The sequence below is a fragment of the Maricaulis sp. MIT060901 genome (assembly GCF_047123815.1).
Lineage (GTDB): Bacteria > Pseudomonadota > Alphaproteobacteria > Caulobacterales > Maricaulaceae > Maricaulis.
Map to the genome: position 1 here is coordinate 3,147,607 of NZ_CP138920.1, position 21,248 is coordinate 3,168,854.

The 21,248-nt window shown below is 59.6% G+C and carries 19 protein-coding genes; 10 read left to right on the forward strand and 9 right to left on the reverse strand.

The genetic code is table 11. The features are described 5' to 3' along the window. Positions 1–2 precede the first annotated feature (2 nt). The 10 genes from sufB to SIC17_RS15620 all read left to right on the forward strand — a co-directional run bounded on the left by sufB (position 3) and on the right by SIC17_RS15620 (position 7,460). On the forward strand, positions 3–1,505 hold the full coding sequence (sufB, locus tag SIC17_RS15575) for a Fe-S cluster assembly protein SufB (RefSeq protein WP_412545947.1): 1,503 nt from the start codon (positions 3–5) through the stop codon (positions 1,503–1,505). Further along, positions 1,502–2,158 (forward strand): hypothetical protein, encoded by a 657-nt coding sequence (locus SIC17_RS15580; protein WP_412545948.1) that lies wholly within the window; start codon positions 1,502–1,504, stop codon positions 2,156–2,158. The genes sufB and SIC17_RS15580 overlap by 4 nt, the downstream gene beginning before the upstream one ends. A 64-nt stretch (positions 2,159–2,222) precedes the next feature. Then, positions 2,223–2,723: a cupin domain-containing protein gene (locus tag SIC17_RS15585; protein ID WP_412545949.1), complete on the forward strand. Its 501-nt coding sequence runs from the start codon at positions 2,223–2,225 to the stop codon at positions 2,721–2,723. Next, on the forward strand, positions 2,720–3,034 hold the full coding sequence (locus SIC17_RS15590) for a hypothetical protein (RefSeq protein ID WP_412545950.1): 315 nt from the start codon (positions 2,720–2,722) through the stop codon (positions 3,032–3,034). The genes SIC17_RS15585 and SIC17_RS15590 overlap by 4 nt, the downstream gene beginning before the upstream one ends. Next, complete coding sequence (gene sufC / locus SIC17_RS15595) at positions 3,027–3,791, forward strand: Fe-S cluster assembly ATPase SufC (protein ID WP_412545951.1); 765 nt, start codon at positions 3,027–3,029, stop codon at positions 3,789–3,791. The genes SIC17_RS15590 and sufC overlap by 8 nt, the downstream gene beginning before the upstream one ends. Further along, on the forward strand, positions 3,791–4,822 hold the full coding sequence (gene sufD, locus SIC17_RS15600; RefSeq protein ID WP_412545952.1) for a Fe-S cluster assembly protein SufD: 1,032 nt from the start codon (positions 3,791–3,793) through the stop codon (positions 4,820–4,822). Before sufC ends, sufD begins: the two co-directional genes overlap by 1 nt. Next, positions 4,819–6,060 carry a cysteine desulfurase gene (locus SIC17_RS15605; RefSeq protein ID WP_291896104.1) on the forward strand — a complete coding sequence of 414 codons (1,242 nt, stop codon included), beginning with the start codon at positions 4,819–4,821 and terminating at the stop codon, positions 6,058–6,060. Before sufD ends, SIC17_RS15605 begins: the two co-directional genes overlap by 4 nt. 6 nt (positions 6,061–6,066) lie before the next feature. Continuing rightward, on the forward strand, positions 6,067–6,498 hold the full coding sequence (locus SIC17_RS15610) for an SUF system Fe-S cluster assembly protein (RefSeq protein ID WP_412546935.1): 432 nt from the start codon (positions 6,067–6,069) through the stop codon (positions 6,496–6,498). Between the two features lie 9 nt (positions 6,499–6,507). After that, entirely contained in the window at positions 6,508–6,867 is a 360-nt protein-coding gene (locus tag SIC17_RS15615; protein WP_291896100.1) for a HesB/IscA family protein, read from the forward strand. A 5-nt stretch (positions 6,868–6,872) separates the two neighbouring features. Further along, a complete protein-coding gene (locus SIC17_RS15620; RefSeq protein ID WP_291896098.1) occupies positions 6,873–7,460 on the forward strand; it encodes a glutathione S-transferase N-terminal domain-containing protein in 588 nt (195 codons plus the stop codon). 35 nt (positions 7,461–7,495) lie between these two features. On the opposite strand, the gene SIC17_RS15625 is transcribed toward SIC17_RS15620, so the two are convergent. From SIC17_RS15625 to SIC17_RS15665, 9 genes are all read right to left on the reverse strand, one after another. Then, positions 7,496–8,485 carry a GGDEF domain-containing protein gene (locus tag SIC17_RS15625; RefSeq protein ID WP_291896096.1) on the reverse strand — a complete coding sequence of 330 codons (990 nt, stop codon included), beginning with the start codon at positions 8,483–8,485 and terminating at the stop codon, positions 7,496–7,498. A 225-nt stretch (positions 8,486–8,710) separates the two neighbouring features. After that, on the reverse strand, positions 8,711–10,069 hold the full coding sequence (locus SIC17_RS15630; RefSeq protein ID WP_291896094.1) for a DEAD/DEAH box helicase: 1,359 nt from the start codon (positions 10,067–10,069) through the stop codon (positions 8,711–8,713). Positions 10,070–10,179: 110 nt separating this feature from the next. Continuing rightward, entirely contained in the window at positions 10,180–11,451 is a 1,272-nt protein-coding gene (locus tag SIC17_RS15635) for an amidohydrolase family protein (RefSeq protein ID WP_412545953.1), read from the reverse strand. Then, the gene (locus tag SIC17_RS15640) at positions 11,451–12,887 is read right to left on the reverse strand and encodes an amidohydrolase (RefSeq protein ID WP_412545954.1); all 1,437 of its coding nucleotides are present in this window, start codon (positions 12,885–12,887) and stop codon (positions 11,451–11,453) included. Before SIC17_RS15640 ends, SIC17_RS15635 begins: the two co-directional genes overlap by 1 nt. 255 nt (positions 12,888–13,142) lie before the next feature. Next, positions 13,143–15,158 carry a DNA topoisomerase IV subunit B gene (gene parE, locus SIC17_RS15645; RefSeq protein WP_291896088.1) on the reverse strand — a complete coding sequence of 672 codons (2,016 nt, stop codon included), beginning with the start codon at positions 15,156–15,158 and terminating at the stop codon, positions 13,143–13,145. 38 nt (positions 15,159–15,196) lie between these two features. Beyond that, positions 15,197–15,799 (reverse strand): hypothetical protein, encoded by a 603-nt coding sequence (locus tag SIC17_RS15650; RefSeq protein WP_291896086.1) that lies wholly within the window; start codon positions 15,797–15,799, stop codon positions 15,197–15,199. A 50-nt stretch (positions 15,800–15,849) separates the two neighbouring features. After that, a complete protein-coding gene (locus SIC17_RS15655; RefSeq protein WP_412545955.1) occupies positions 15,850–19,263 on the reverse strand; it encodes an autotransporter domain-containing protein in 3,414 nt (1,137 codons plus the stop codon). A gap of 158 nt (positions 19,264–19,421) precedes the next feature. Beyond that, positions 19,422–20,825: a type I glutamate--ammonia ligase gene (gene glnA / locus SIC17_RS15660; protein ID WP_291896082.1), complete on the reverse strand. Its 1,404-nt coding sequence runs from the start codon at positions 20,823–20,825 to the stop codon at positions 19,422–19,424. Between the two features lie 33 nt (positions 20,826–20,858). Further along, the gene (locus tag SIC17_RS15665; RefSeq protein WP_291896080.1) at positions 20,859–21,197 is read right to left on the reverse strand and encodes a P-II family nitrogen regulator; all 339 of its coding nucleotides are present in this window, start codon (positions 21,195–21,197) and stop codon (positions 20,859–20,861) included. Between the last annotated feature and the right edge of the window lie 51 nt (positions 21,198–21,248).

Genomic DNA, 21,248 nt, shown 5'->3' on the forward strand with positions numbered 1-21,248 from the left:
CCATGGCGGCGACCAAGGAAACCATTGAAGACGTCAAGCAGCTCGAAGCCGACAAATACAAGTACGGTTTCACGACGGACGTCGAGACCGAGCTCGCGCCGAAAGGGCTGAACGAGGACATCGTTCGCTATATTTCGGAGCAGAAGAACGAGCCGGAATGGATGCTGGAATGGCGTCTGGACGCGTTCGAGCGCTGGAAACAGATGCGCGACCCCAGCTGGGCCAAGGTCGAGTACCCGCCGATCGATTACCAGGACATCCACTATTACGCCGCGCCCAAGGCTGGCGCGAAATATGAGTCCATTGATGATGTGCCTGAAGAGATCCTGAAGGATTTCGAGAAGCTGGGCATTCCGCTCAAGGAGCAGGAAGTCCTGCTCGGTGTGAAGGGCGCTGCCGCCACGGCTGCCGAGGCACGTGAAACGCCCAAGGTCGCGGTCGATGCGGTGTTCGACAGTGTATCGGTTGTGACGACCTTCAAGGAAGAACTGGCCAAGGCCGGTGTGATCTTCTGTTCGATCTCCGAAGCGCTGCGCGATCATCCCGAACTGGTGAAGAAATACCTGGGCTCGGTTGTGCCCACGACCGACAATTTCTTCGCGACCCTGAATTCGGCTGTCTTTTCGGACGGCTCCTTTGTCTATGTGCCGCCCGGCGTTCGCTGTCCGATGGAGCTGTCGACCTATTTCCGCATGAATGCAGAAGGCACGGGCCAGTTCGAGCGCACGCTGATCATTGCCGACAAGGGCGCCTATGTCTCCTATCTGGAAGGCTGTACGGCACCCATGCGCGATGAAAACCAGCTGCACGCCGCGGTCGTGGAACTGGTCGCTCTGGATGATGCCGAGATCAAGTATTCCACGGTCCAGAACTGGTGGCCGGGCGATGAAAACGGCAACGGCGGGGTATATAACTTCGTCACCAAGCGCGGTGATTGTCGCGGCCGGAATTCCAAGATCTCATGGACCCAGGTCGAGACCGGTTCTGCCATCACCTGGAAATATCCGTCCTGTGTCCTGCGTGGCGAAAACTCGCGCGGTGAGTTCTATTCCATCGCGGTCACCAACGGGCATCAGCAGGCTGATACCGGCACCAAGATGATCCACCTGGGCAAGGGCTCGACCAGTCGCATCATTTCCAAGGGCATTTCTGCCGGTCGCTCGGACCAGACCTATCGCGGTCTGGTGTCGGTGCATGGCAAGGCGGAAGGCGCGCGTAATTTCACCCAGTGTGACAGCCTCTTGATCGGTGATCAGTGTGGCGCCCACACAGTGCCCTATGTCGAATGCAAAACGCCCAAGGCGGTGCTCGAACACGAGGCGACGACGACCAAACTCTCCGAGGACCAGCTTTTCTACGCCCGCCAGCGCGGCCTGGACGAGGAAGCGGCCACGGCGCTCCTGGTCAACGGCTTTGTCCGAGAAGTGTTGCAGGAACTGCCGATGGAGTTCGCCGTAGAAGCCCAGAACCTGCTCAAAGTCTCGCTTGAAGGGAGTGTAGGATGATTACTGTTATTGGACTTGTTTCGGCCATGGCCGGCAGCAACTTGCAGGCGATACCGGAATGCCCGGAACGGTTCACGCCGGGTGAGTGGTATTCCTGCCAGACCGCACTCGATCAAGGGGAGACGCTGACCTGGACCATGGACGGCGGCAATCTTGTGCTATCGCAGCAAATGAGCGATGGGCGCCGGCAGCAAACGTCGACCTATACGGATAGTGCGCTCTGGGGAGCGCCGCGCTTCTCCGATCTCGATCTGGACGGTGATGAGGAGATGATCGCCACCTTGTTCTGCGGCATGGTCAATTGCACCTATGCAGTCTACCAGCGTGACGCTGATGGTTGGTTTACCTATGCCGGGCAGGGCGGAGGTTTCGGCATCAAGGCCGCGGAGGCACCCGGCGGGTTGTTGACTGACACGGCTCGCAGTTCAGCGGCAGTCTATGTGTACACGACCTGGCTGCTGGACGAGGACGGTCTGCACCTCGTTTACGAGATCGACAAAGATCATGGAATGGGGGTTTGCCACCTTCGCCTTGGTTCCGCCTTCGGGCGGTCTTTGCTGGTGGCGGACGAGGTCCTTGCTGATTGTACACAGGACCTGACCCAAAGAGAGGAAGAAGTTGGGAGTACGATCCGGGACATGGGAGGGGAATGATGGTTCTTCTTCCGATCGACACGATCATCGCGGCCTGCGAAGCAGGTATGGATGGAGCCGAATGATGAAACGTCCTCCTCCCGTTGTAAGTCTCGACAAGCTTCAGCTCGACACACTGGCTCATGGCGAAAAGTTTGAAGCCCAGCTGGGTCGTATTGGACCCGTCATCGGTATGGAGCAGCTTGGCGCGATGTTGACGGTCGTGCCGCCGGGCAAGCGCGCCTTTCCCTGTCACAATCATCATGTGATCGAGGAAGCCATGATCATCCTGGCGGGTGAGGGCGAGTATCGTTTTGGCGATGACGTTCACCCGACCAAGGCCGGTGATGTCATCGCCGCGCCGGCGGGTGGTCGAGATCGCGCGCACCAGATCATCAATACCGGGACCGGTGAGCTGCGTTATGACTGCTTTTCGACCATGCAGAAAACCGATGTCGTGGAATACCCGGACAGTAACAAGGTCGGCGCCATCACCTGGGGTGATGAGAGCGGGCAGGGCGATGGCGTCCTCTTCCGTCACCGTGCCTACGCCCAGGAAGTGGATTACTGGGAGGGCGAAGAATGAAACCCTGGTTTCATCGCAATCTCAGTTATCGCTGGATCGGTATCTCCATGCCCGGATTGCGCCGTGACGCCGGATGGAAGATGGCAATCTGGCCTGCTCGCCGCGAAGGCTGGATTGCGTTAGGCGTCATCGCGGGGCTCCTGCTGGCGGAGGTGTTCTTGCTTCCTGCCCTGGTCGGCGAGAGCTTTCTCGACGGCGGCCGAGAATGGGATACGCGTGCGGTCGCCATTATTCCCACCTTGTTGCTCAGCGTCGCTTTCATATTTGCCTTTTCCGGCCCTGCCGAGAAACACGAGAATAACAATGCTTAAGATCAATAATCTCCACTGCCGTGTCGAAACCCAGGATGGTGCGGAAAAGCCGATCCTGAAGGGCCTCTCCCTCGAAGTGCCTGCCGGTGAAGTGCATGCGATCATGGGGCCGAACGGGTCGGGCAAGTCGACCCTGTCCTATGTGCTAACCGGTCGTGACGGCTATGAGGTCACCGATGGCGAGATGGCGTTTCGTGGCGAGGACCTGGCCGAGCTGGAACCGGAAGAGCGCGCCGCGGCGGGGCTCTACCTGTCCTTCCAGTATCCGGTTGAAATCCCGGGCGTGCCGACCCTGACCTTCCTCAAGGAGGCCCTCAACGCCCAGCGCACGGCGCGCGGCGAAGAGGAGATGTCGGCCCCGGAATTCATGAAATTCGCCCGAGCCCAGGCCAAGCGGATCGGTGTGTCGATGGACATGCTGAAACGCCCGGTCAATGTCGGTTTTTCCGGCGGCGAGAAAAAACGCATGGAAATTCTCCAGGCCATGATTCTGGAGCCGAAATTCCTCATTCTCGACGAGACTGACAGTGGTCTGGATATCGATGCGCTGAAGACGGTGGCCGAGGGCGTCAACACGCTGCGCGCGGAAGATCGCGGCATGCTGGTGATCACGCACTACCAGCGTCTGCTGGACCATATCAAACCGGATGTTGTGCACATCATGGCTGATGGCCGCATCATCAAGTCCGGCGGCCCCGAACTGGCGTTGGAGCTGGAAGCGGATGGTTATGACAAATACCTGGGCGAGGTGGCCTGATGGGCGTCATCTCCCGAACACCGGCCGAACAGGCCCTGATCGACCTTCTCGACGGCGCCGAGGACTGGCGGGCGGCTGCACGCCAGGCAGTGATCGAGCATGGCCTGCCCACCAAACGTGCGGAAGCCTGGAAATGGTCGGATCTGCGCCGGGCCAGCCAGGGCATCGACCAGGCCGGTGAAACGCGCATCCTGCTGAACGGGAAACCCGCGCCTGCCGCTATCACTCTGGACGCGGACACCGCGTTGACGATTGAGGCAGACGCTGGCGTATCTGTGGGCAGTCTGGAAATCGAGATTGCTGCTGGCGCGTCGGTGACTCTGAACGAAGTCCATACCATTGCAGCCGACGCTTTCCCGAATATCCGTCTGGAGATTTCGCTTGGCGATGGCGCGACGCTGGAGCGTGTGATCCGGAGCGATGTGCCGATGGACGCTGTGCCTGTTGTGCGCAGCCGTATCCGTGTCGGAAAGAATGCGACCTACAGGCAGGCCACCCTGTCGTTCGGCTCCAAACTCTCCCGTCACGAAACGCACATCACCCATGCTGGTGAGGGCGCTGAGGTGCATCTGGGCGGTGTCTATCTTCTTGAGGAAGGTCGTCACGCGGACTTTACCTCCACGGTGACCCATTCCGGTCCGGGCGGGGTGACGCGTCAGCTGGTCAAGGGCGCGGCAATGGCGCATGCGCAGGGCGTTTTCCAGGGCAAGTTCAAGGTCGAGCAAGCAGCGCAGCAGACCGATGCGCAGATGACCCACCGGGCGCTGATGCTGGATGAGCGTGCCGAGATCGACGCCAAGCCGGAGCTGGAAATCTATGCCGATGATGTTCAGTGCGCACACGGTAATGCGCTGGGCGCTATCGACGAGACGGCGCTCTTCTACATGCGCCAGCGTGGACTGTCTGAGGTGAAGGCGCGGGCGATGTTGATTGAGAGCTTCCTCGCAGAACCCATTGATATTATTTCGGATGAAGCGCTTCGCGAAGAGGTTTCCGGCCTCTTGCGGCAACGATTGGGAGCGATCGCATGACGGCTCAGACACCGGTCAAGCTTCCACTCGATATCGAAGCTATTCGCGCCGAATTCCCGATCCTGCATCGCCAGGTGAATGAGAAGCCGCTGGTCTATCTCGACAGTGCGGCGTCGGCACAGAAACCCGAATTTGTCATCGAAAGCGTGGCGGGCGTTTATCGCGCGCAATACGCCAATGTGCATCGCGGCCTGCACACGCTTGCCAACGAAACCACCGAGGCGTTCGAGGCGGCACGCGAGGATGTGCGTCGTTTCCTCAACGCGCCGAGCACGAACCAGATCGTCTTCACGCGCGGCACGACAGAAGCCATCAACCTGCTGGCTGCCAGTTTCGGCCAGATGTTGAAAACGGGGGACGAGATCATCCTCTCCGAGGCCGAGCACCATTCCAATATCGTGCCCTGGCGCTTATTGGCGGATCGTATTGGTCTGGAGCTGAAATGGGTCGACGTCACGGATGACGGTTCGATCGACTATGCGCACCTGGCGCAATTGGTGGGGCCGATGACGGCGCTGATCACCATCACCCACATGTCCAATGTCATGGGCACGGTGACGGATGTCGCACGCGTGATGGACATTGCCCGCGCTGCTGATGTCCCGGTGATGATCGACGGCTCCCAGTCCGCTGTTCACCTGCCGGTGGATGTGCAGAAACTCGATTGCGATTTCTTCGTCTTCACCGGACACAAGCTCTACGGTCCGTCCGGTATCGGCGCGTTTTACGCCAAGGGCGACTGGCTGGACCGTTTGCCACCCTATCACGGTGGCGGCGAGATGATTGCTGACGTCTACAAGGACCGTGTGACTTTCGCTGACGTGCCGCACAAGTTCGAAGCGGGTACGCCGCCGATTGCCGATGCCATTGGCCTGGGCGCCGCCATTCGCTGGCTGGAACGTTATGACCGCCAGGCTATCCTGGAACACGAACGTGCGCTGCTCGACCGCGCCATGGCCGGCCTTGCTGATATCGATGGTTTGCGGATCATCGGAACGGCGCAGGACAAGGGCGCGATCATCTCCTTCACGCTTGAGGGCGCACACGCCCACGATATCGCGCAAATTGTGGACAAGTACGGGATCGCGATCCGCGCCGGCCATCATTGCGCCCAGCCGCTGATGCAGCGCATGGGTGTCAGTTCCACTGGCCGGGCGAGTTTTGCTGTGTACAACACCGTCGAAGAAGCCGATGCCTTTGTCGAGGCCTTGAAGAAGGCTCGTGAGTTTCTCATCTAGGTGACCATGATGACCGAGAATACTGCCAGAGATGTGATCGACCTGTCCGGTACGGCCCCGAAAGAGGACGTCATCGCGGAAGCGTCCGCCGAGTTGCCCTCTGCGGAAGCCAGCGCGATCCCGGCTGATGAGCTGGCGCGTATCACGGACGATATCGTTGAAGCACTCAAGACGGTGTTCGATCCGGAGATTCCCGTCGATATCTACGAGCTGGGCCTGATCTACAAGGTGGATCTGGAAGATGACCGCTCGCTCAAGGTTTTGATGTCTTTGACGGCTCCGGGGTGTCCTGTTGCCGGCGAGATGCCCGGTTGGGTGCAGGAGGCCGTTGAGAAGGTGGACGGCGTTGCCAAAGCGATGGTCGAACTCACTTTCGATCCGCCATGGACGCCCGCTCGCATGTCTGACGAAGCGCGTCTCGCGCTCAACATGTTCTAGGAGGCTTGAATGACTCTGCGTGAACGTCCCAAGGCTGTCAGCCTAACCGATGCCGCAGCCGCGCGTGTCAAATCCATCATGTCCGATCGCGAGAAGGGGTTCCTGCGTGTCGGTGTGAAAAATGGCGGCTGTGCGGGCATGGAATACGTGATGGAGTATGTCGAGGCGCCGGAAGCCCTTGACGAACGTGTCGCGGACAAAGGCGTCGAAATCGTTCTTGAATCCAAGGCGCTTCTTTTCCTCCTCGGCACTGAGATCGATTACGAGACCACGGCGTTGCATTCCAAGTTTGTTTTCAACAATCCAAATCAGACCGACGCATGTGGTTGCGGCGAGAGCGTCACCATAATCCCCGTGAAAGAGGCCTAGTCCTGATGCAACTCCTCGTCTCGCACACCTCACCCTATGCCCGAAAATGTCGAGTTCTGGTGCGGGAGCTGGGACTGGAGAGCAAAGTCGAGGAGATTGACGCACATCCGTTCGAGGATAGCGAGATCCTGCTCAGGGCTAATCCGCTGGGTCGGGTTCCGTGCCTCATCCGTGACGGCAAGGGCTATCCGGAAAGCACTCTGATCGGCGAAATGCTGCACGAGGAAGCGGAATATCCCTGGCGTTATGACTGGGAAGACCAGCGCATCGAAGCTTTGGCCAGCGGGCTGCTGGACCTCGCGGTCGGCCGTCGTGTGGAGATGGTCCGTGACGAGGCAATCTACTCCGACTACTGGATCGGTCGTCGCGAAGCGGGCATCAGCCGGACGCTGGATGTGCTGGAGGCAGAGGCCAATCGCGGACTGGAGCTGGACACGATGGGCGCGCTGACGATCGCCGTCGCAGTCAGCTATCTGGATTTTCGCTACCCGGAGAGTGATTGGCGGAACGGGCATCCGAAACTGACGGGGCTCCACGACGCCTGGGCCGCACGCCCCTCCTTCGCGCAGACAAAACCGCCCGCAGACGCTTAGTCCACGGGCGGTTTCAATTCGGTTTTTTAGGAGCATCAGGCCGCGTTGGCGTTGTTTTCCGGCTGGTCCTCGGTCAGGCGGTTTCGGCCTTCCGTCTTGGACCGGTAGAGATTGCTGTCGGCTCGCTCGATGAGCTCTTCAACGGACTCATTGCCCGTGTAGTTGGCGATGCCCAGCGATACGGTGATATTGCCAAGGTCTTCATTGGTCGATTTGCGAAGGAGTTTCTTGCTTTCGACTGTTCGTCGTATCTTTTCAGCAACCTGAGCGGCTTCAACCGGAGAGGTTCCCTGCATCACAATGCCAAATTCCTCACCGCCATAACGCGCCACAAGATGGCTGTCGGCGGAATGACGGGTCAGGCAGCCGGCAACAAAGCGGATGATCTGATCACCGGTCTGGTGACCCCATGTGTCATTGAAGCGCTTGAAGAAGTCGATATCACAAAGAACTAGGCTCAGCGGCTTCTTGGCCGTGTCTGAATCGCGACGGGCCTTGCGCAGGACCTCGTCGAAACGCTTGCGATTGGCGATGCCGGTGAGGGCATCGGTCATCGCTTCCTCGCGGACCTTTTCCAGGTTCGAGCGCAGCTGGGTGACCTCGTTGGAGGTTTCCTGCAGGCGCTTTTCGAGATCCTGGCTGCGACGCTGCATCTTGGCGGTTGCGGAGACGAGTGATTCAACAAGAACCTTCATGCCGTCATTATCCGGCAGACCCTTGAGTTCAGTGGATGCACCTTCCAGGGCCTGGCCGTAAGCAGCGGTATCGCGCTCGGCAGCTTCAAGGCTCTGTTTCACAGCGCCAAGTTCGCGGGACATGGCGCCGCCGCTTTCGAGGATTGCGTCCTGGATGGCTTTCCACTGGAAATATTGTTCGAAGAGATCAGCGCTGACAGTGTCTGTGAACTCTTCCTCCGATTCGATACGGGCCTTGATCGAATTACAGAGCTCAGGATTGCTGTCAGTCGCGAAGGATACCCAGACTGCATAGTTTTCCGGGGTTGGGGGAACATTGAACTGTTCCATGAGGTTCAGCGCTTTTTGCGCGTGATCCCGTCCCTCATTGCCTAAAAGTCGACCGTTCACCGTCAATCCTTCCTTACTCCAGAGGATGCCCGCACATCACTCATGCGGCGAAAGCTAGGAGAGAAAGTGTAAGATTGGGTAAAAATCGCTCATACGGTATGAGCTTTTCCGCGCGGAAGCACGCAGTCGCAGATTTCATTGGATAAGTTGCAGGCGCGCAGTGATTTAGCGCATGAAATCCGGAAAATGATCACCGAAACCGACAATCGGGGTGCGATTGCGATCATTGTCGTCGCGACGAGAGCGTTTACGCTCTTTCGGTTTGTCCTGCTCCGGGGCCTTTTCGACCTTCTTTTCAGCAGGCTTGCTCGGCTTTTCCTTATTGTCAGCCGTGCTCTTGCGGCTCTTGGAATTGCGGCGCGGCTTGCGGTCGTCGGCCTCTTCCAGCGCTGCTTCCAGGCCCGGAAGCTCCAGATTCGGAATCTCTTTCTTGGTCAGCTTGGTGACTGCTGAAAGAGACTTGTCATCTGCCGGGGTGACGATCGTGACCGACTCTCCCTGGCGACCAGCACGACCGGTCCGGCCGATACGGTGGACATAATCATCCGCGTGGTGCGGGACGTCATAGTTGAACACATGGCTGACATCGGGAATGTCGAGACCGCGTGCAGCAACGTCTGATGCGACCAGGAATTTCAGCTCGCCGGACTTGAAGTTCGCCAGCGTGGCCATGCGTTCCGACTGGTCCAGATCGCCGTGGATCGGCGCCGCCGAGAAACCGTGTTTCTGAAGGCTGCGAGCGACGATATCCACATCACGCTTGCGGTTCGAGAAGATGATACCATTGCGCACATTCTCGCGATCCATCGACACGCGCAGGGCAGTTCGTTTGGCCTTGGGCGTGGAGGTTGGAATGCGCACGAGGAATTGTTCGATATTCGCGCTGGTTGTTGCCGGGCGCGCAACTTCGACACGCTCGGGGTCCCTGAGAAAACGGTCAACAAGTGACTGGATTTCCTTGGGCATGGTCGCCGAGAAAAACAGGGTCTGTCGGCGCGGCGGGGTCAGCGAGAAGATCTTTTCCAGGTCAGGGATGAATCCCATGTCCAGCATGCGGTCTGCTTCATCGACGATGAGCATCTGCACGCCGGTCAGCAGGAGTTTCCCGCGCCCGAAATGGTCGAGCAGGCGCCCCGGGGTCGCGATCAGGACATCGGCGCCCTTGTTCAGGATCTCTTCCTGGGGACCAAAGGCGACACCACCGATCAACAGCGCCATATTGAGTTTCTGGCCAACTGAATAGGTCTCGAAATTTTCGGCGACCTGGGCTGCCAGTTCGCGCGTCGGCGTGATGATCAGTGAGCGCGGCATGCGAGCCTTGGCCCGGCCACGCGAGAGCTTTTCGATCAGCGGCAGGGTGAAGGATGCCGTCTTGCCAGTACCGGTCTGGGCAATACCCAGAACGTCCTTGCCCTGAATAGCATGTGGAATGGCGCCGGCCTGGATCGGGGTCGGCTCGGTGTAACCGGCGGCAGAAACTGCCTCGAGGAGTTTCGGGCTGAGCCCGAGATCGTCGAACGTCATGGCGTCCTTGGTGCTCTTACAACGAGAGTGGCCGCGCCGTAGGGCGCGGCCACGTTTGTGCGGCAAAATACGGACAAGTCGCGCCCTGTCAACGCAACAAGGCTGAAACGCTAGCGCCGATAGGCAAATGGCGTCTCGTCCGTGATATCCATGTAACGGTCACGGAGCATCGTCTGCCGGCTTTCCATGTCCGTTTCCTGGCCATCGATCAGTACGTGTGTTGGTGCCGACATCACTTCCAGCGGGTCGCCGTCCCACACCACGACATCGCCGGCGTAACCCGAGGCGAGGGCGCCATAACGCGTGTCCACTCCATAGATCTGGGCCGGAACCAGGGTGATGGCCGCGAAGGCATCATCCCAGGATACACCGTGGGCAACGGCATTGCCGGCATGCTGAGCGAGCAGGCGGGCATTGAAATACCCATCCGCGGTTTCCGTCGTATAGGCGACCGTGACACCGGCATCATGCAGGCGCGAAGCGGCCGCGAGGGTGGAGCCGAGACTGTCGAATGAACCCGGGAGGTTACGGATCGGGTCCATCAGGACCGGAATACCGGCGGCGGCCAGTTCATCGGCCACCATCCACGCTTCCGCACCGCCCTGGATGATCATCCGGACGGGCGGATGTTCATTGCGGAAACGGATTGCCCGGCGAATGTCTGCGGCGCGATCAACATTGATCACTAACGGCAATTGTCCTCGAACGACGGGGACCAGGGCCGCGGCATCATATCGATCAAGGGCGTCACCGTGATGATGCGCACTGAAACGTCCCATGAAACCGGCGGCGTCTCCAAAGGCTGCTTCCAGGAAGGTCCATGCCGCAGAACGTGATCCACCCGCGGTGCCGGCGCCGCTTTGGGAAAGATCTGCATAGACGAAGCTGCCGGTCTCAAAGAGGCTGTCGGCTGCACCGGACATCGAGACAAGAGCGCCGTGACCGCCAAAGAGGTTGAACCCTGTGGACGGGTAGAGCGCGGCCCGGGTGACACCCTCTATCCGCGTTGACGGAATATGCGTGCCGGCCGGGTTGAAGCTGTCCGCAACATCCAGGGCGACGGAGTATTCACTGTCACCGGCACCGGCGTCATTGGTCGAGCTTTCCAGCGCCACCTCGATCAGGCCAAGCTGCGTATAGGGTGCAAAAATGCCCGGGGTGACCCAGCCACCATCCGCATCGATGACTGTTGCGCCGGCCGGGACGGTGACATTTGCACCGACGGCGAGGATATCGCCATCGCGGATGACAACGGTACCGCCTTCAATAATACCGGCATCGGTATTGGTGACGACACGTCCATTGGTGACCGCATAGGTCTGGGCCAGGGCAGACGTTGCCGTCAGCGCCGTAACGGCGAGAGCAGAAAGAAGTCGTTTCATTACTGGTCTCCTTCACCAGGCTGGCCGAGCATGAAGTCCCGAACCGGTTGGGTGTTTTCCTCGGAGCGGTTATAGGCCATCGCCCCGTCGATCCAGACCTGGTCAGCGCGCGTATAGACGCTGAACGGGTTTCCTGACCAGAGAACGACATCACCACGCAGGCCCGGCTGCAGGGAACCGGTCTGATCGGCAATGCCCAGCGCTGTTGCCGGGTTATTGGCGACCCAGGTCCAGGCTTCCGCTTCGGAGATCTCGATGCCGGCACGGCGGCCATCGGCCAGGGCCTTCGCGATTTCCTGGTTCAGGCGCTGGATGCCGCCGGAACTGTCGGAATGGATCATGGCGCAGGCACCATTGGCATGGGACAGGGCGAGGTTCTCGCGAATGCTGTCATAGGCTTCCATCTTGAAACCACCCCAGTCTGCCCAAACGGCAACACAGGCGCCGTTTTCGGCCAGGAGATCCGGGATCTTGTAGGCCTCGACCGCGTGGTGGAAGGTCGTGACCTGGTAGTCGAACTCACGGGCCAGATCCATGATCTGAGCCATCTGGTCGGCGCGATAACAGTGCATCTGCACCAGGACTTCGCCTTCCAGGACACCCATCATCGTGTCCAGTTCCAGATCGCGACGCGGTGGTGAGGCGTCTTCGCCCGCTTCCGCAGCATCCCAGTATTCCTGCCAGTCATCGCGATAGTCGGAAGCGCGCTGCCACGCTGCGCGATAACCGGCCATGTTGCCCATATCGGTCGCTGGCGAGGAGCCGCGATTGCCATAGACGCGCGATGGATTCTCACCGCAGGCCATTTTCAGCGTGTAGGGCGCGTCAGGGAATTTCATTTCCTGGACAGTGCGGCCGGAGACATTGCGCAAGGTCACGCCGCGACCACCGAAGAGGTTGGCGGAGCCTGGCAGGACATGCAGCGTGGTGACACCACCCGCGAGGGCGGCTTCAAATCCAGGATCCTGCGGCCAGACGGAATGCTCAGCCCAGACTTCCGCGGTGACCGGCTGGGTCGCTTCATTGCCGTCGGAATGGGCGCCAACGCCCGGAGAGGGGTAGACACCAAGGTGCGAGTGGATGTCGATCACACCCGGCGTTACATATCGTCCGGCTGCGTCGATTACGGTTGCGCCATCCGGCACATCGAGATCTTGTCCAACCGCGGCGATGCGGCCGTCTTCAATCAGGACATCTCCGTCGTCAACCTGGCCACCCAGACCATCGAAGATCGTGGCGTTCTGGATCAGTGTCGTGCCGCTGGACATCGGTTGATAGGTGGACGGATACGGATCGAGGTTGATGCGAACAACCTCTCCGTCATCCGCAGTATCTGTCCCGCCCGAGCCGGAGCTCGCAGATCCGCCATCGCTGCATGCAGCAAGGCAGAACACGGCGGCGAGACCCACCGATGCCTTCAGAAAGTTAGATGTCATGATGTACCCTCTTGATGTTCCCTGAGTCGCGAGTGCCCGCGCATTGAACGCAATCAGGAGGGGAGCGTCAATTTCAGTTCGCTACCCTTCGCTGAGTTCAGCGAAATGTCTTCCGGTCCGCAATGATGCTGTAGCGGTACGGTGCCGTCGTTGCATTCTTAAGCGGGCAGGCGGGATTGCGCCGCGACCAGCCACCCGCGCTGCTTGTGGTGTTCGTGTCGTAGCTTGTTACGGGCCTGCAGTATCAATGCAGCGCTAGATATCCAACCCACTGATTTCCGGCGCGTGTTCCTGGATATATGCGAAGCGCAATTCCGGCTTCTTGCCCATCAGCGTTTCGACCAGGCCTTCCAGTGTCGGGAGGTTTTCCTCGTCGATCACGACCCGTGCCATGGTGCGCACATTGGGATCCATCGTGGTCTGTTTCAGCTGTGACGGGGTCATCTCGCCAAGACCCTTGAAGCGTCCGATATCGACCTTGGAACTGCCCTTGAATTCCTCGGCGATGATCTGGTCCTTGTGGGCGTCGTCCCTCGCATAAAACGTCGTCGAGCCCTGGGTTACGCGATAGAGCGGCGGTTGCGCCAGGAAGAGGCGGCCGGAATGGATCAGCTCCGGCATGGAGCGATAGAAGAAGGTGATCAGCAACGCTGCGATATGAGCTCCATCGACGTCGGCGTCAGTCATGATGACAACACGCTCGTAGCGCAAATCTTCCAGGTTGAAGCGGCTTCCGCTTAGGCAACCCAGCGCTTGCAGCAGGTCGTTGATTTCCTGGTTGGCGGCAATCTTGTCCGCGGCGGCCGAGGCCACGTTCAGAATCTTGCCGCGCAGGGGTAGAATGGCCTGGGTCTCGCGATTGCGAGCCTGCTTGGCTGATCCACCAGCCGAGTCGCCCTCGACCAGGAATAATTCAGTTCCATCCGCATCAGAGCGGGAACAGTCAGCAAGCTTGCCGGGAAGGCGCAGTTTGCGCGATGCCGTCTGGCGTTTGACGGCCTTTTCCTTGCGGCGGCGGACGCGGTCCTCGGCGCGTTCGATCGCCCATTCGACCAATTTGGTCGCTTCTTTGGGCGAACCGGCGAGCCAGTGATCAAACTGGTCGCGGACGGCAGTCTCAACCAGCTTGGCTGCTTCGGGAGTAGCCAGGCGTTCCTTGGTCTGGCCCTGGAATTCAGGGTCCCCGATGAAGACAGAGACGAGGGCTCCTGCGCCACCAAGTACATCCTCGGCGGTTATCAGCGAGGCCTTCTTGGCGTTGGCGTGTTCGGCATAGGCGCGCAGGCCCTTGGTCAACGCCGCGCGCAATCCTTGCTCGTGGGAACCGCCCTGCGGGGTCGGGACAGTGTTACAGAAAGACTGGCAGAAACCATCGGCCTCGGCTCCGAAGCCGTTATTGGACCAGGCGATGGCCCATTCGACCCCCCCCGTGCCGTCGTCGCGCTCAACCTTGCCAACAAAACTCTCTGCAGTGACCAGGGCGCGGCCCTGGACGATTTCTGCGAGGCGATCCGCCAGACCACCGGGAAAGCAGAGCAGGGCTTCGGCAGGCGTGTCAGTGCCCTCGACGAGTTCCGGTGCACAGCGCCACTGGATCTTTACGCCGCGGCGCAAAAACGCCTTGGCACGGGCCATGGCATAGACGCGCGATGGCTTGATCTTGAGCTTGTCGCCAAAGATCTCGGTGTCCGGCATGAAGCGGATCTTGGTACCGCGGCGGTTCGGTGCAGAGCCGACCTTTTCCAGCGGGCCTTGCGGCAGGCCGCGACTATAGGTCTGACGCCACAAGGTTTTTTCACGCGCGACTTCGACCTCGACGGTCTGCGACAGGGCATTCACGACAGAAATACCCACGCCATGCAGGCCACCGGATGTCTTGTAGGCCTTGTCCGAGAACTTGCCGCCGGCGTGCAGGACAGTCATCACAACCTCCAAGGCGGACTTGTTCTCGTATTTCGGGTGCGGGTCGACGGGGATGCCCCGGCCATTATCGGTGACGGTAATATAGCCTTCAGCGTCAATGGCGACCTCGATCCGGTCCGCCCATCCTGCTACAGCCTCGTCCATCGAGTTGTCGAGGATTTCCGCGAACAGATGGTGATAGGCGCGTTCATCCGTACCGCCGATATACATGCCCGGGCGCCGTCTGACGGCTTCAAGGCCTTCCAGGACCTCGATATGGGCAGCGGAATATCCCGGAGCCGGAGCGGACTCGGGTTGCGGGGCGGGCGATGAACCAAACAGATCGGTCTGAGAATTTGACGTCGACATGTGCCCAGATTGCACGAGTCGCGCGCCAAAGGGCAATTTCAAAACAGTCCGAAACGCCGTGACAGCCGTCTTTCGCAGCGGGAAATCTGGTTTTCGTAACGTTGGGCGTCGGCCGCGACCTGATCCGCAGCGCGCATCAGCCAGTCGTGGCGACGATAAGTGCCGCGATTATAGCCACCATGTCCCTCGTGATAGGACAGATAGAGCTCCCGGGCCTGATAGGGCTGGATGCCGGAAAGCTGACGGCTTTTCGCGGAATACCAGCCAACAAAATCCACGGCATCGGAGAAGTCATCGCGGTCCGCACCGCGCCGGCCGGTGTCGCGGCGGTACCAATCCCAGGTGTCATCAAGTGCCTGTGCATACCCATAGGCTGATGAGGGCCTCCGCCCGGGGATAATGCCGAGCAGACGGTTGCGCGCCGGTCTTGCGTGGGCGTTGAAACTGGACTCGCGTTTCAGAATGGCCAGCTGGACGCCGGGCGGGGTGCCCCAACGCTCTTCGGTGCGCTGCAAGGCACGCCACCAGGAGCGATTGTCCTCAAGGATCAGACAGGCGTCATTGACCTGGTCCGGTGGTGCGTGACCACAGGCGGAAAGGGCAGTCAGTGCCAGAAACGAAACGAGGCTTGCGCGGATCATCGCGCAAGCCTCGTTGAAGCGGGTTAACCGTAAGTTGCCCTGGTGTCGATTTAGAAGACCAGGCGGATCACGAAACGTGCCGTGTGACGGATGAAGTCGTCGCGGACATCAGCATCATAGTCGAGCGAGAAGGTGGAGTAATCCGAACCTGCCGCGATGCCGAAGCCGAAGATGAAGCCACTGCCTGGCATCTGCTGAGACCGCAGGGTGAAGCGATCACTATAGGTCGGCGTACCCGAGCAATCAGAGACACAGAGCGCAGCGAAGGTGTCCGTGTTGGAACTGTCCAACTCACTGCGATATCCCAGACGCAGGGTCGGTGACCACCAGTTGTCATCACCCTCGAAGCGCGCGCCCATCGAGAGCAGGGCAGTACCTGTAAAGCTCGTGGAATCACGGTCTCCGACCATCAGGTCGATACCGGCACCGCCGCCGCTCTCATTGTAGGAGTTCTCGGTCAGGCTGAGATAGTCGATCGAGGCTGACGGACGGAAGAAATAGCGCCCGAACTGGACGTCGTATCCGATGCGGGCCGAACCGGTGAGGTGATAACCATCCCATTCTGCGATTGGTTCAGCGGAGAAGCTGCCGATAACGACCTGCCGGTTGTGCTCGAACTTGTCGATACCGCCACCGGCGTAGATGTCGATGTAGACATCACCAGTCTGGGCCGCGGCATAGACACCAATCTGGCTGGTGATGGCAGACATCGGATTGTCAAAACCCTCAACCTCTTCCACCTCACTGGCGGCACCCACAGCGTTGATACCCACCGCGTAGAAGGGGCCGAACGGCCGGTCAAAGCCTATGGCCATACCAAGACCGTGACCGCGATAGCCAGGTCCGAACGCCGTGCCCGCACGATCCGCGAAATAGCCGAATTCCTGCAGCCAGAGGCCGCCGGTGTTGTCCGGGCTGCGGCGTGCAGCTTCGAGGCGTGTTGCCAGCGCACCGAGCGAGCTGTCATTCGCCGCCATCGCAAACTGGATTGCGCTCGACGCATATTCCGGCAGCAGCTGGTTATAGGCCTGATAGAATTCGGCTTCGGTGATCAGTGAAGCAATTGCCGCACCCAACTCGTCATTGGCCTGCCAGCCAGCGAAAGCTGCGCCATAGGCCGCAGCCTGGTTGTCATTCATGCCCAGCTCTTCCGCCGATTTGCGGCGCAGGGACAGGATGATGGCGTTGGAATTGTTTTCGTCCAGAGCCAGTGTGGTGTCGTAGAGGAACGGGTTTGGTGCATCGGCGAGTGTCGCGATGCCTTCGTCAATGTCCAGATTTGCTGCCGAAAGGACGACATAGTCACCGGATTCTCCGATCAGGTTGGAGAGGGTGATGGACAGGCGGGATCCCGCCTCGAAATTCACATCGCCGGAGGCTGTGATGGTGCGCGGGGCTGCGGCGTCAGCGTCGATCTCGAAACGCAGCAAAGCGCCATCGCCGAAGCGCGCGTCGCCAATCTGAAGCTCGCCAGCCTGGGTCAGCTCAAGGCTGGCCCACTGCATGTCGATGTCCAGCGTGCCGTCCGCGTCCGTAACTGCACCTACAAAGCTCGGCAGAGCGTCGTACAATTCATCGGTGGAGAGGGCATCAATCCGACCAGCGGTAACAAGATTAGTGATCTCGTCGCGGACGTCAGAACCGTCGAGCACAAACATGTCGCTGCCATCGCCAAAGGCGATCATGCCGCGTACATCGCCAGCATCAATGCGGATGACATCATCGCCCGAGCCCAGCAGGATATCGCCCGTGGTGGCAATGATGGCCTGGGTAACGAGAATAGCGTTCAGTGACTCATCTGCATCGGTGTCCGGGTCGTCCTCGACAACGTCGCGGACCCAGAACTGATGATAGGTCACCCCGGTGGTGTTGTTGGACACATCGATGGCAACAACGTCGTAATTGTTCACGTCATCCGGAGAGACCAGGTCGCCATTATCGTCAAAATAGGATGATGGTGCCGTGCGCGCCGACTGGATCGTGCCACTGTTGGTGATGTTCGTCAGCGTACCCGAGCGGTCAACGACAGCAAAGGCGCTGCCGCCTCCGATACCGGATGACAGGATGTTACCGGAGTTCACCAGCGCGTTCATCACAGCGTCGCTGTGGATGTAAATCGCGTAGGAATCAGCGAAAGCGGTGCCCTGAGCCACGGTTGTAGCCTGGCCGCTGATATTGCCGCTGTTGGAAAAGACCGGAATGAGCGCGCCGGACGTGATGTCATAGGCGTAGGCAGACGCGCCAACGGTGTTGGAATGTGCCGCGGCTGTGACGGTGCCGGTGTTGGACATGCCATGGGTCAGTGTAGCGGTGTGGAAGCCACCAGCACCATTATCCGTACCGCCGACCCGCACACCGAATGCGTCCATGTCATCGAGCTCGCCGCGCGAGGTAATCGCGCCGCGATTGACGAAGGAGAAACCGAGAGGAATAGCGGCAACGCTCTCGTCTGTGTCGGTCGTGTCCGGATCGTCGGGAATTGCCGGCTGCTGCGATTCGCCAATGACGATGTCACCGCTAGTTGCCGAGATCTGGACAGCAGGCGCACTGCCGCGGATGGAGATTGCGCTGGCACTGGTCGTGGAATTGTCGTCAGTCGGAGCATCAAAGAGAATGCCGCCGCTGACGCTCGCTTCTACCAGAATAGTCGCTCCGGATTGCGCGGTGTCCTCACCGGGATTGTCGTCGTTCGAAATATTGGTGAGCTGGGTATCCGTGACCGGGCGTCCGGCGAACCGGAAACCGGTCGTGCTGGATGTGCCGTTGAAGTAGAAACCGCCCGTGATATCGCCGCCGATCCGGATGGCCGTTGAGCCCTCGCCGGACGTTGCGACGTTGCCGCTGACATTGAAATCGCCGGTTAAAGCCGCTGCAATGTCGACACCGTATGAATTGTGGCCGACTGTTCCGATACTGCCGGCAATATCGATATTGCCCGTCATTTCGGTGAGAGTGCGCAGGCCGGCCGATTCATTTCCGCGAACAGAGATGGTCCCGCCCGTTTCAAGGAAAACGTCGCCGACATAGGCACCGGTACCGTCTACCAGGACACCGACACGATGACTGCCCGCGCCGATATCTCCGTCGACATCGCCGTCATTGTCGTCATCGCCGGGCAGGTTTTCCGCTGTGACGGTAATGTCGCCACCGATGCGCAGATCTCCCGAGACACCGCCGAGCAGATTGACGCCCACTCCGCCATCATCATCTGACGTCACGGTGACATCGCCGTCGATGGTCACATCATTGTCGCTGTCCATCGTGACAGCCGGAGTCGCCGGAGAAGTCAGCGTTACGCGACCGGTGTTTGAGATGACAATGCTGTCAGCACCACCACCTGAGCCAGCCGTCGACGTCGCGATCGGAGTCGTACGTTCGTCTGAGACGGTCGTCTGGGCGAACGCTGCGGGAGCGCAAACTGTTAGCGTGGCAAGGGCGCTTGCAAACATAAAACGGCGACGCATACCGACTCCTAGAAGAACGACCCATGGCGGGAATAAGTTAACTCGGGTGGATTTGTAGCGAATGGAATAGCGCTCGTCGACCATTCATGTGTGTCGAAACAAAAAAGCGGCCGGGCTTGGGCCCGACCGCTTCTTCAATCTTCGTGCGGATCGCCGGATCAGCAGGAATAATACATGTCGAATTCGACCGGGTGCGGGTGCATCTCGAAGCGTTCGACTTCTTCCATCTTGAGATCGATATAGGCGTCGATCTGGTCGTCATCCATGACACCGCCCTTCTTGAGGAAGTCGCGATCGGCGTCGAGTGATTCCAGAGCCTCACGCAGCGAGCGGCAGACCGTTGGGATGTCCTTGAGCTCTTCCGGCGGCAGGTCGTAGAGGTCCTTGTCCATCGGATCGCCCGGATCGATACGATTCTCGATGCCGTCGAGACCGGCCATCAAGAGCGAGGTGAAGGTCAGATACGGGTTGCCGGCGGGGTCCGGGAAACGCGTCTCCAGGCGCTTGCCGTTCGGCGAGCTGACATACGGGATACGGATGGACGCAGAACGGTTGCGGGCGGAATAGGCCAGCAGGACCGGTGCCTCGAAGCCCGGGACCAGGCGCTTGTAGGAATTGGTCGAAGCGTTGGCGAAAGCATTGATCGCGCGGGCGTGTTTGATGATGCCACCGATATAGTAGAGGCAGTTGTCAGACAGGTCAGCATACCGGTCGCCGGCGAAGAGCGGCTTGCCGTCCTTCCAGATGGACTGGTGCACGTGCATGCCGGTGCCATTGTCGTTCCAGACCGGCTTGGGCATGAAGGTGGCCGTCTTGCCATAGGCATGGGCAACCATGTGGACCGTGTACTTATAGAGCTGCATGCGGTCGGCCATCGTGGTGAGGGTCGAGAACTTCATGCCGAGCTCGTGCTGCGCCGGAGCCACCTCGTGGTGATGCTTTTCCGGCTCGAGGCCCAGCTCAGTCATCACTTCGAGCATCTCGGTGCGCATGTCCTGGCCGCTGTCGACCGGATTGACCGGGAAATAGCCGCCCTTTGGACCCGGGCGGTGGCCCATATTGCCGCCCTCATACTTGCGGTTGGAGTTGTAGGGGCCTTCCTCGCTGTCGAGCTTGTAGGAGGTGTGGTGCTGTTCGGTGGAGATGCGAACATCGTCAAAAACGAAAAATTCCGCTTCCGGGCCGAGATAGGCCGCGTCGCCAATGCCGGAGGACTTCAGGAAAGCCTCGGCTTTCTTGGCGGTCGTGCGCGGGTCGCGATTATAGCTTTCGCCCGAACCCGGCTCGAGAATGTCACAGAACATGACCATCGTCGGCTGCTGGTAGAACGGGTCGATCGTCGTGTAGGAGGTGTCCGGTTTGAGCACCATGTCGGACTCATTGATCGCTTTCCAGCCACCGATGGAGGAACCGTCAAACATGATGCCGTCTTCGAAGAAGTCCTCGTCAACCTGGGACTTGTCGAAGGTCACGTGCTGCAGCTTGCCGCGCGGATCGGTGAAACGGAGGTCAACATAGTTGATCTCCTCGTCATGCAGTTTCTTGATGATGGCCTCGGACATGAGCCGGTCTCCGTGGTTTGTCGGGTTTGAATGCTAGAGGGCGTCGCGACCGGTCTCACCGGTACGGATGCGGATGACACTTTCGACGGGGCTGACAAAGATCTTGCCGTCGCCGATACGACCGGTCTGGGCCGCATTCTGGATGGCTTCGACGGCAGCGTCGACACGATCCGCGGGCAGAACCAGTTCAATCTTGATCTTGGGAAGGAAGTCCACGACGTATTCAGCGCCGCGATAAAGTTCCGTATGACCTTTCTGGCGGCCGAATCCCTTGGCCTCGAGAACGGTCAGGCCTTGCACGCCGACTTCCTGAAGGGCTTCCTTCACATCGTCGAGCTTGAACGGTTTGATAATCGCTTCGATCTTTTTCATGACCGTCTCCTTGGACTTGAGCCGAACCTATCGGTGGCACCGGTCGAGACA

Coding starts and splice junctions, on each gene's coding strand:
- parE (WP_291896088.1), bottom strand. CDS start 15,158: ATGTCGACGTCAAATTCTCAGACCGATCTGTTTGGTTCATCGCCCGCC.
- sufC (WP_412545951.1), top strand. CDS start 3,027: ATGCTTAAGATCAATAATCTCCACTGCCGTGTCGAAACCCAGGATGGT.
- SIC17_RS15655 (WP_412545955.1), bottom strand. CDS start 19,263: ATGCGTCGCCGTTTTATGTTTGCAAGCGCCCTTGCCACGCTAACAGTT.
- SIC17_RS15635 (WP_412545953.1), bottom strand. CDS start 11,451: ATGAAACGACTTCTTTCTGCTCTCGCCGTTACGGCGCTGACGGCAACG.
- SIC17_RS15605 (WP_291896104.1), top strand. CDS start 4,819: ATGACGGCTCAGACACCGGTCAAGCTTCCACTCGATATCGAAGCTATT.
- SIC17_RS15665 (WP_291896080.1), bottom strand. CDS start 21,197: ATGAAAAAGATCGAAGCGATTATCAAACCGTTCAAGCTCGACGATGTG.
- SIC17_RS15590 (WP_412545950.1), top strand. CDS start 2,720: ATGAAACCCTGGTTTCATCGCAATCTCAGTTATCGCTGGATCGGTATC.
- SIC17_RS15625 (WP_291896096.1), bottom strand. CDS start 8,485: ATGGAACAGTTCAATGTTCCCCCAACCCCGGAAAACTATGCAGTCTGG.
- SIC17_RS15580 (WP_412545948.1), top strand. CDS start 1,502: ATGATTACTGTTATTGGACTTGTTTCGGCCATGGCCGGCAGCAACTTG.
- sufB (WP_412545947.1), top strand. CDS start 3: ATGGCGGCGACCAAGGAAACCATTGAAGACGTCAAGCAGCTCGAAGCC.
- SIC17_RS15630 (WP_291896094.1), bottom strand. CDS start 10,069: ATGACGTTCGACGATCTCGGGCTCAGCCCGAAACTCCTCGAGGCAGTT.
- SIC17_RS15640 (WP_412545954.1), bottom strand. CDS start 12,887: ATGACATCTAACTTTCTGAAGGCATCGGTGGGTCTCGCCGCCGTGTTC.
- SIC17_RS15610 (WP_412546935.1), top strand. CDS start 6,067: ATGATGACCGAGAATACTGCCAGAGATGTGATCGACCTGTCCGGTACG.
- SIC17_RS15620 (WP_291896098.1), top strand. CDS start 6,873: ATGCAACTCCTCGTCTCGCACACCTCACCCTATGCCCGAAAATGTCGA.
- SIC17_RS15585 (WP_412545949.1), top strand. CDS start 2,223: ATGAAACGTCCTCCTCCCGTTGTAAGTCTCGACAAGCTTCAGCTCGAC.
- SIC17_RS15650 (WP_291896086.1), bottom strand. CDS start 15,799: ATGATCCGCGCAAGCCTCGTTTCGTTTCTGGCACTGACTGCCCTTTCC.
- sufD (WP_412545952.1), top strand. CDS start 3,791: ATGGGCGTCATCTCCCGAACACCGGCCGAACAGGCCCTGATCGACCTT.
- glnA (WP_291896082.1), bottom strand. CDS start 20,825: ATGTCCGAGGCCATCATCAAGAAACTGCATGACGAGGAGATCAACTAT.
- SIC17_RS15615 (WP_291896100.1), top strand. CDS start 6,508: ATGACTCTGCGTGAACGTCCCAAGGCTGTCAGCCTAACCGATGCCGCA.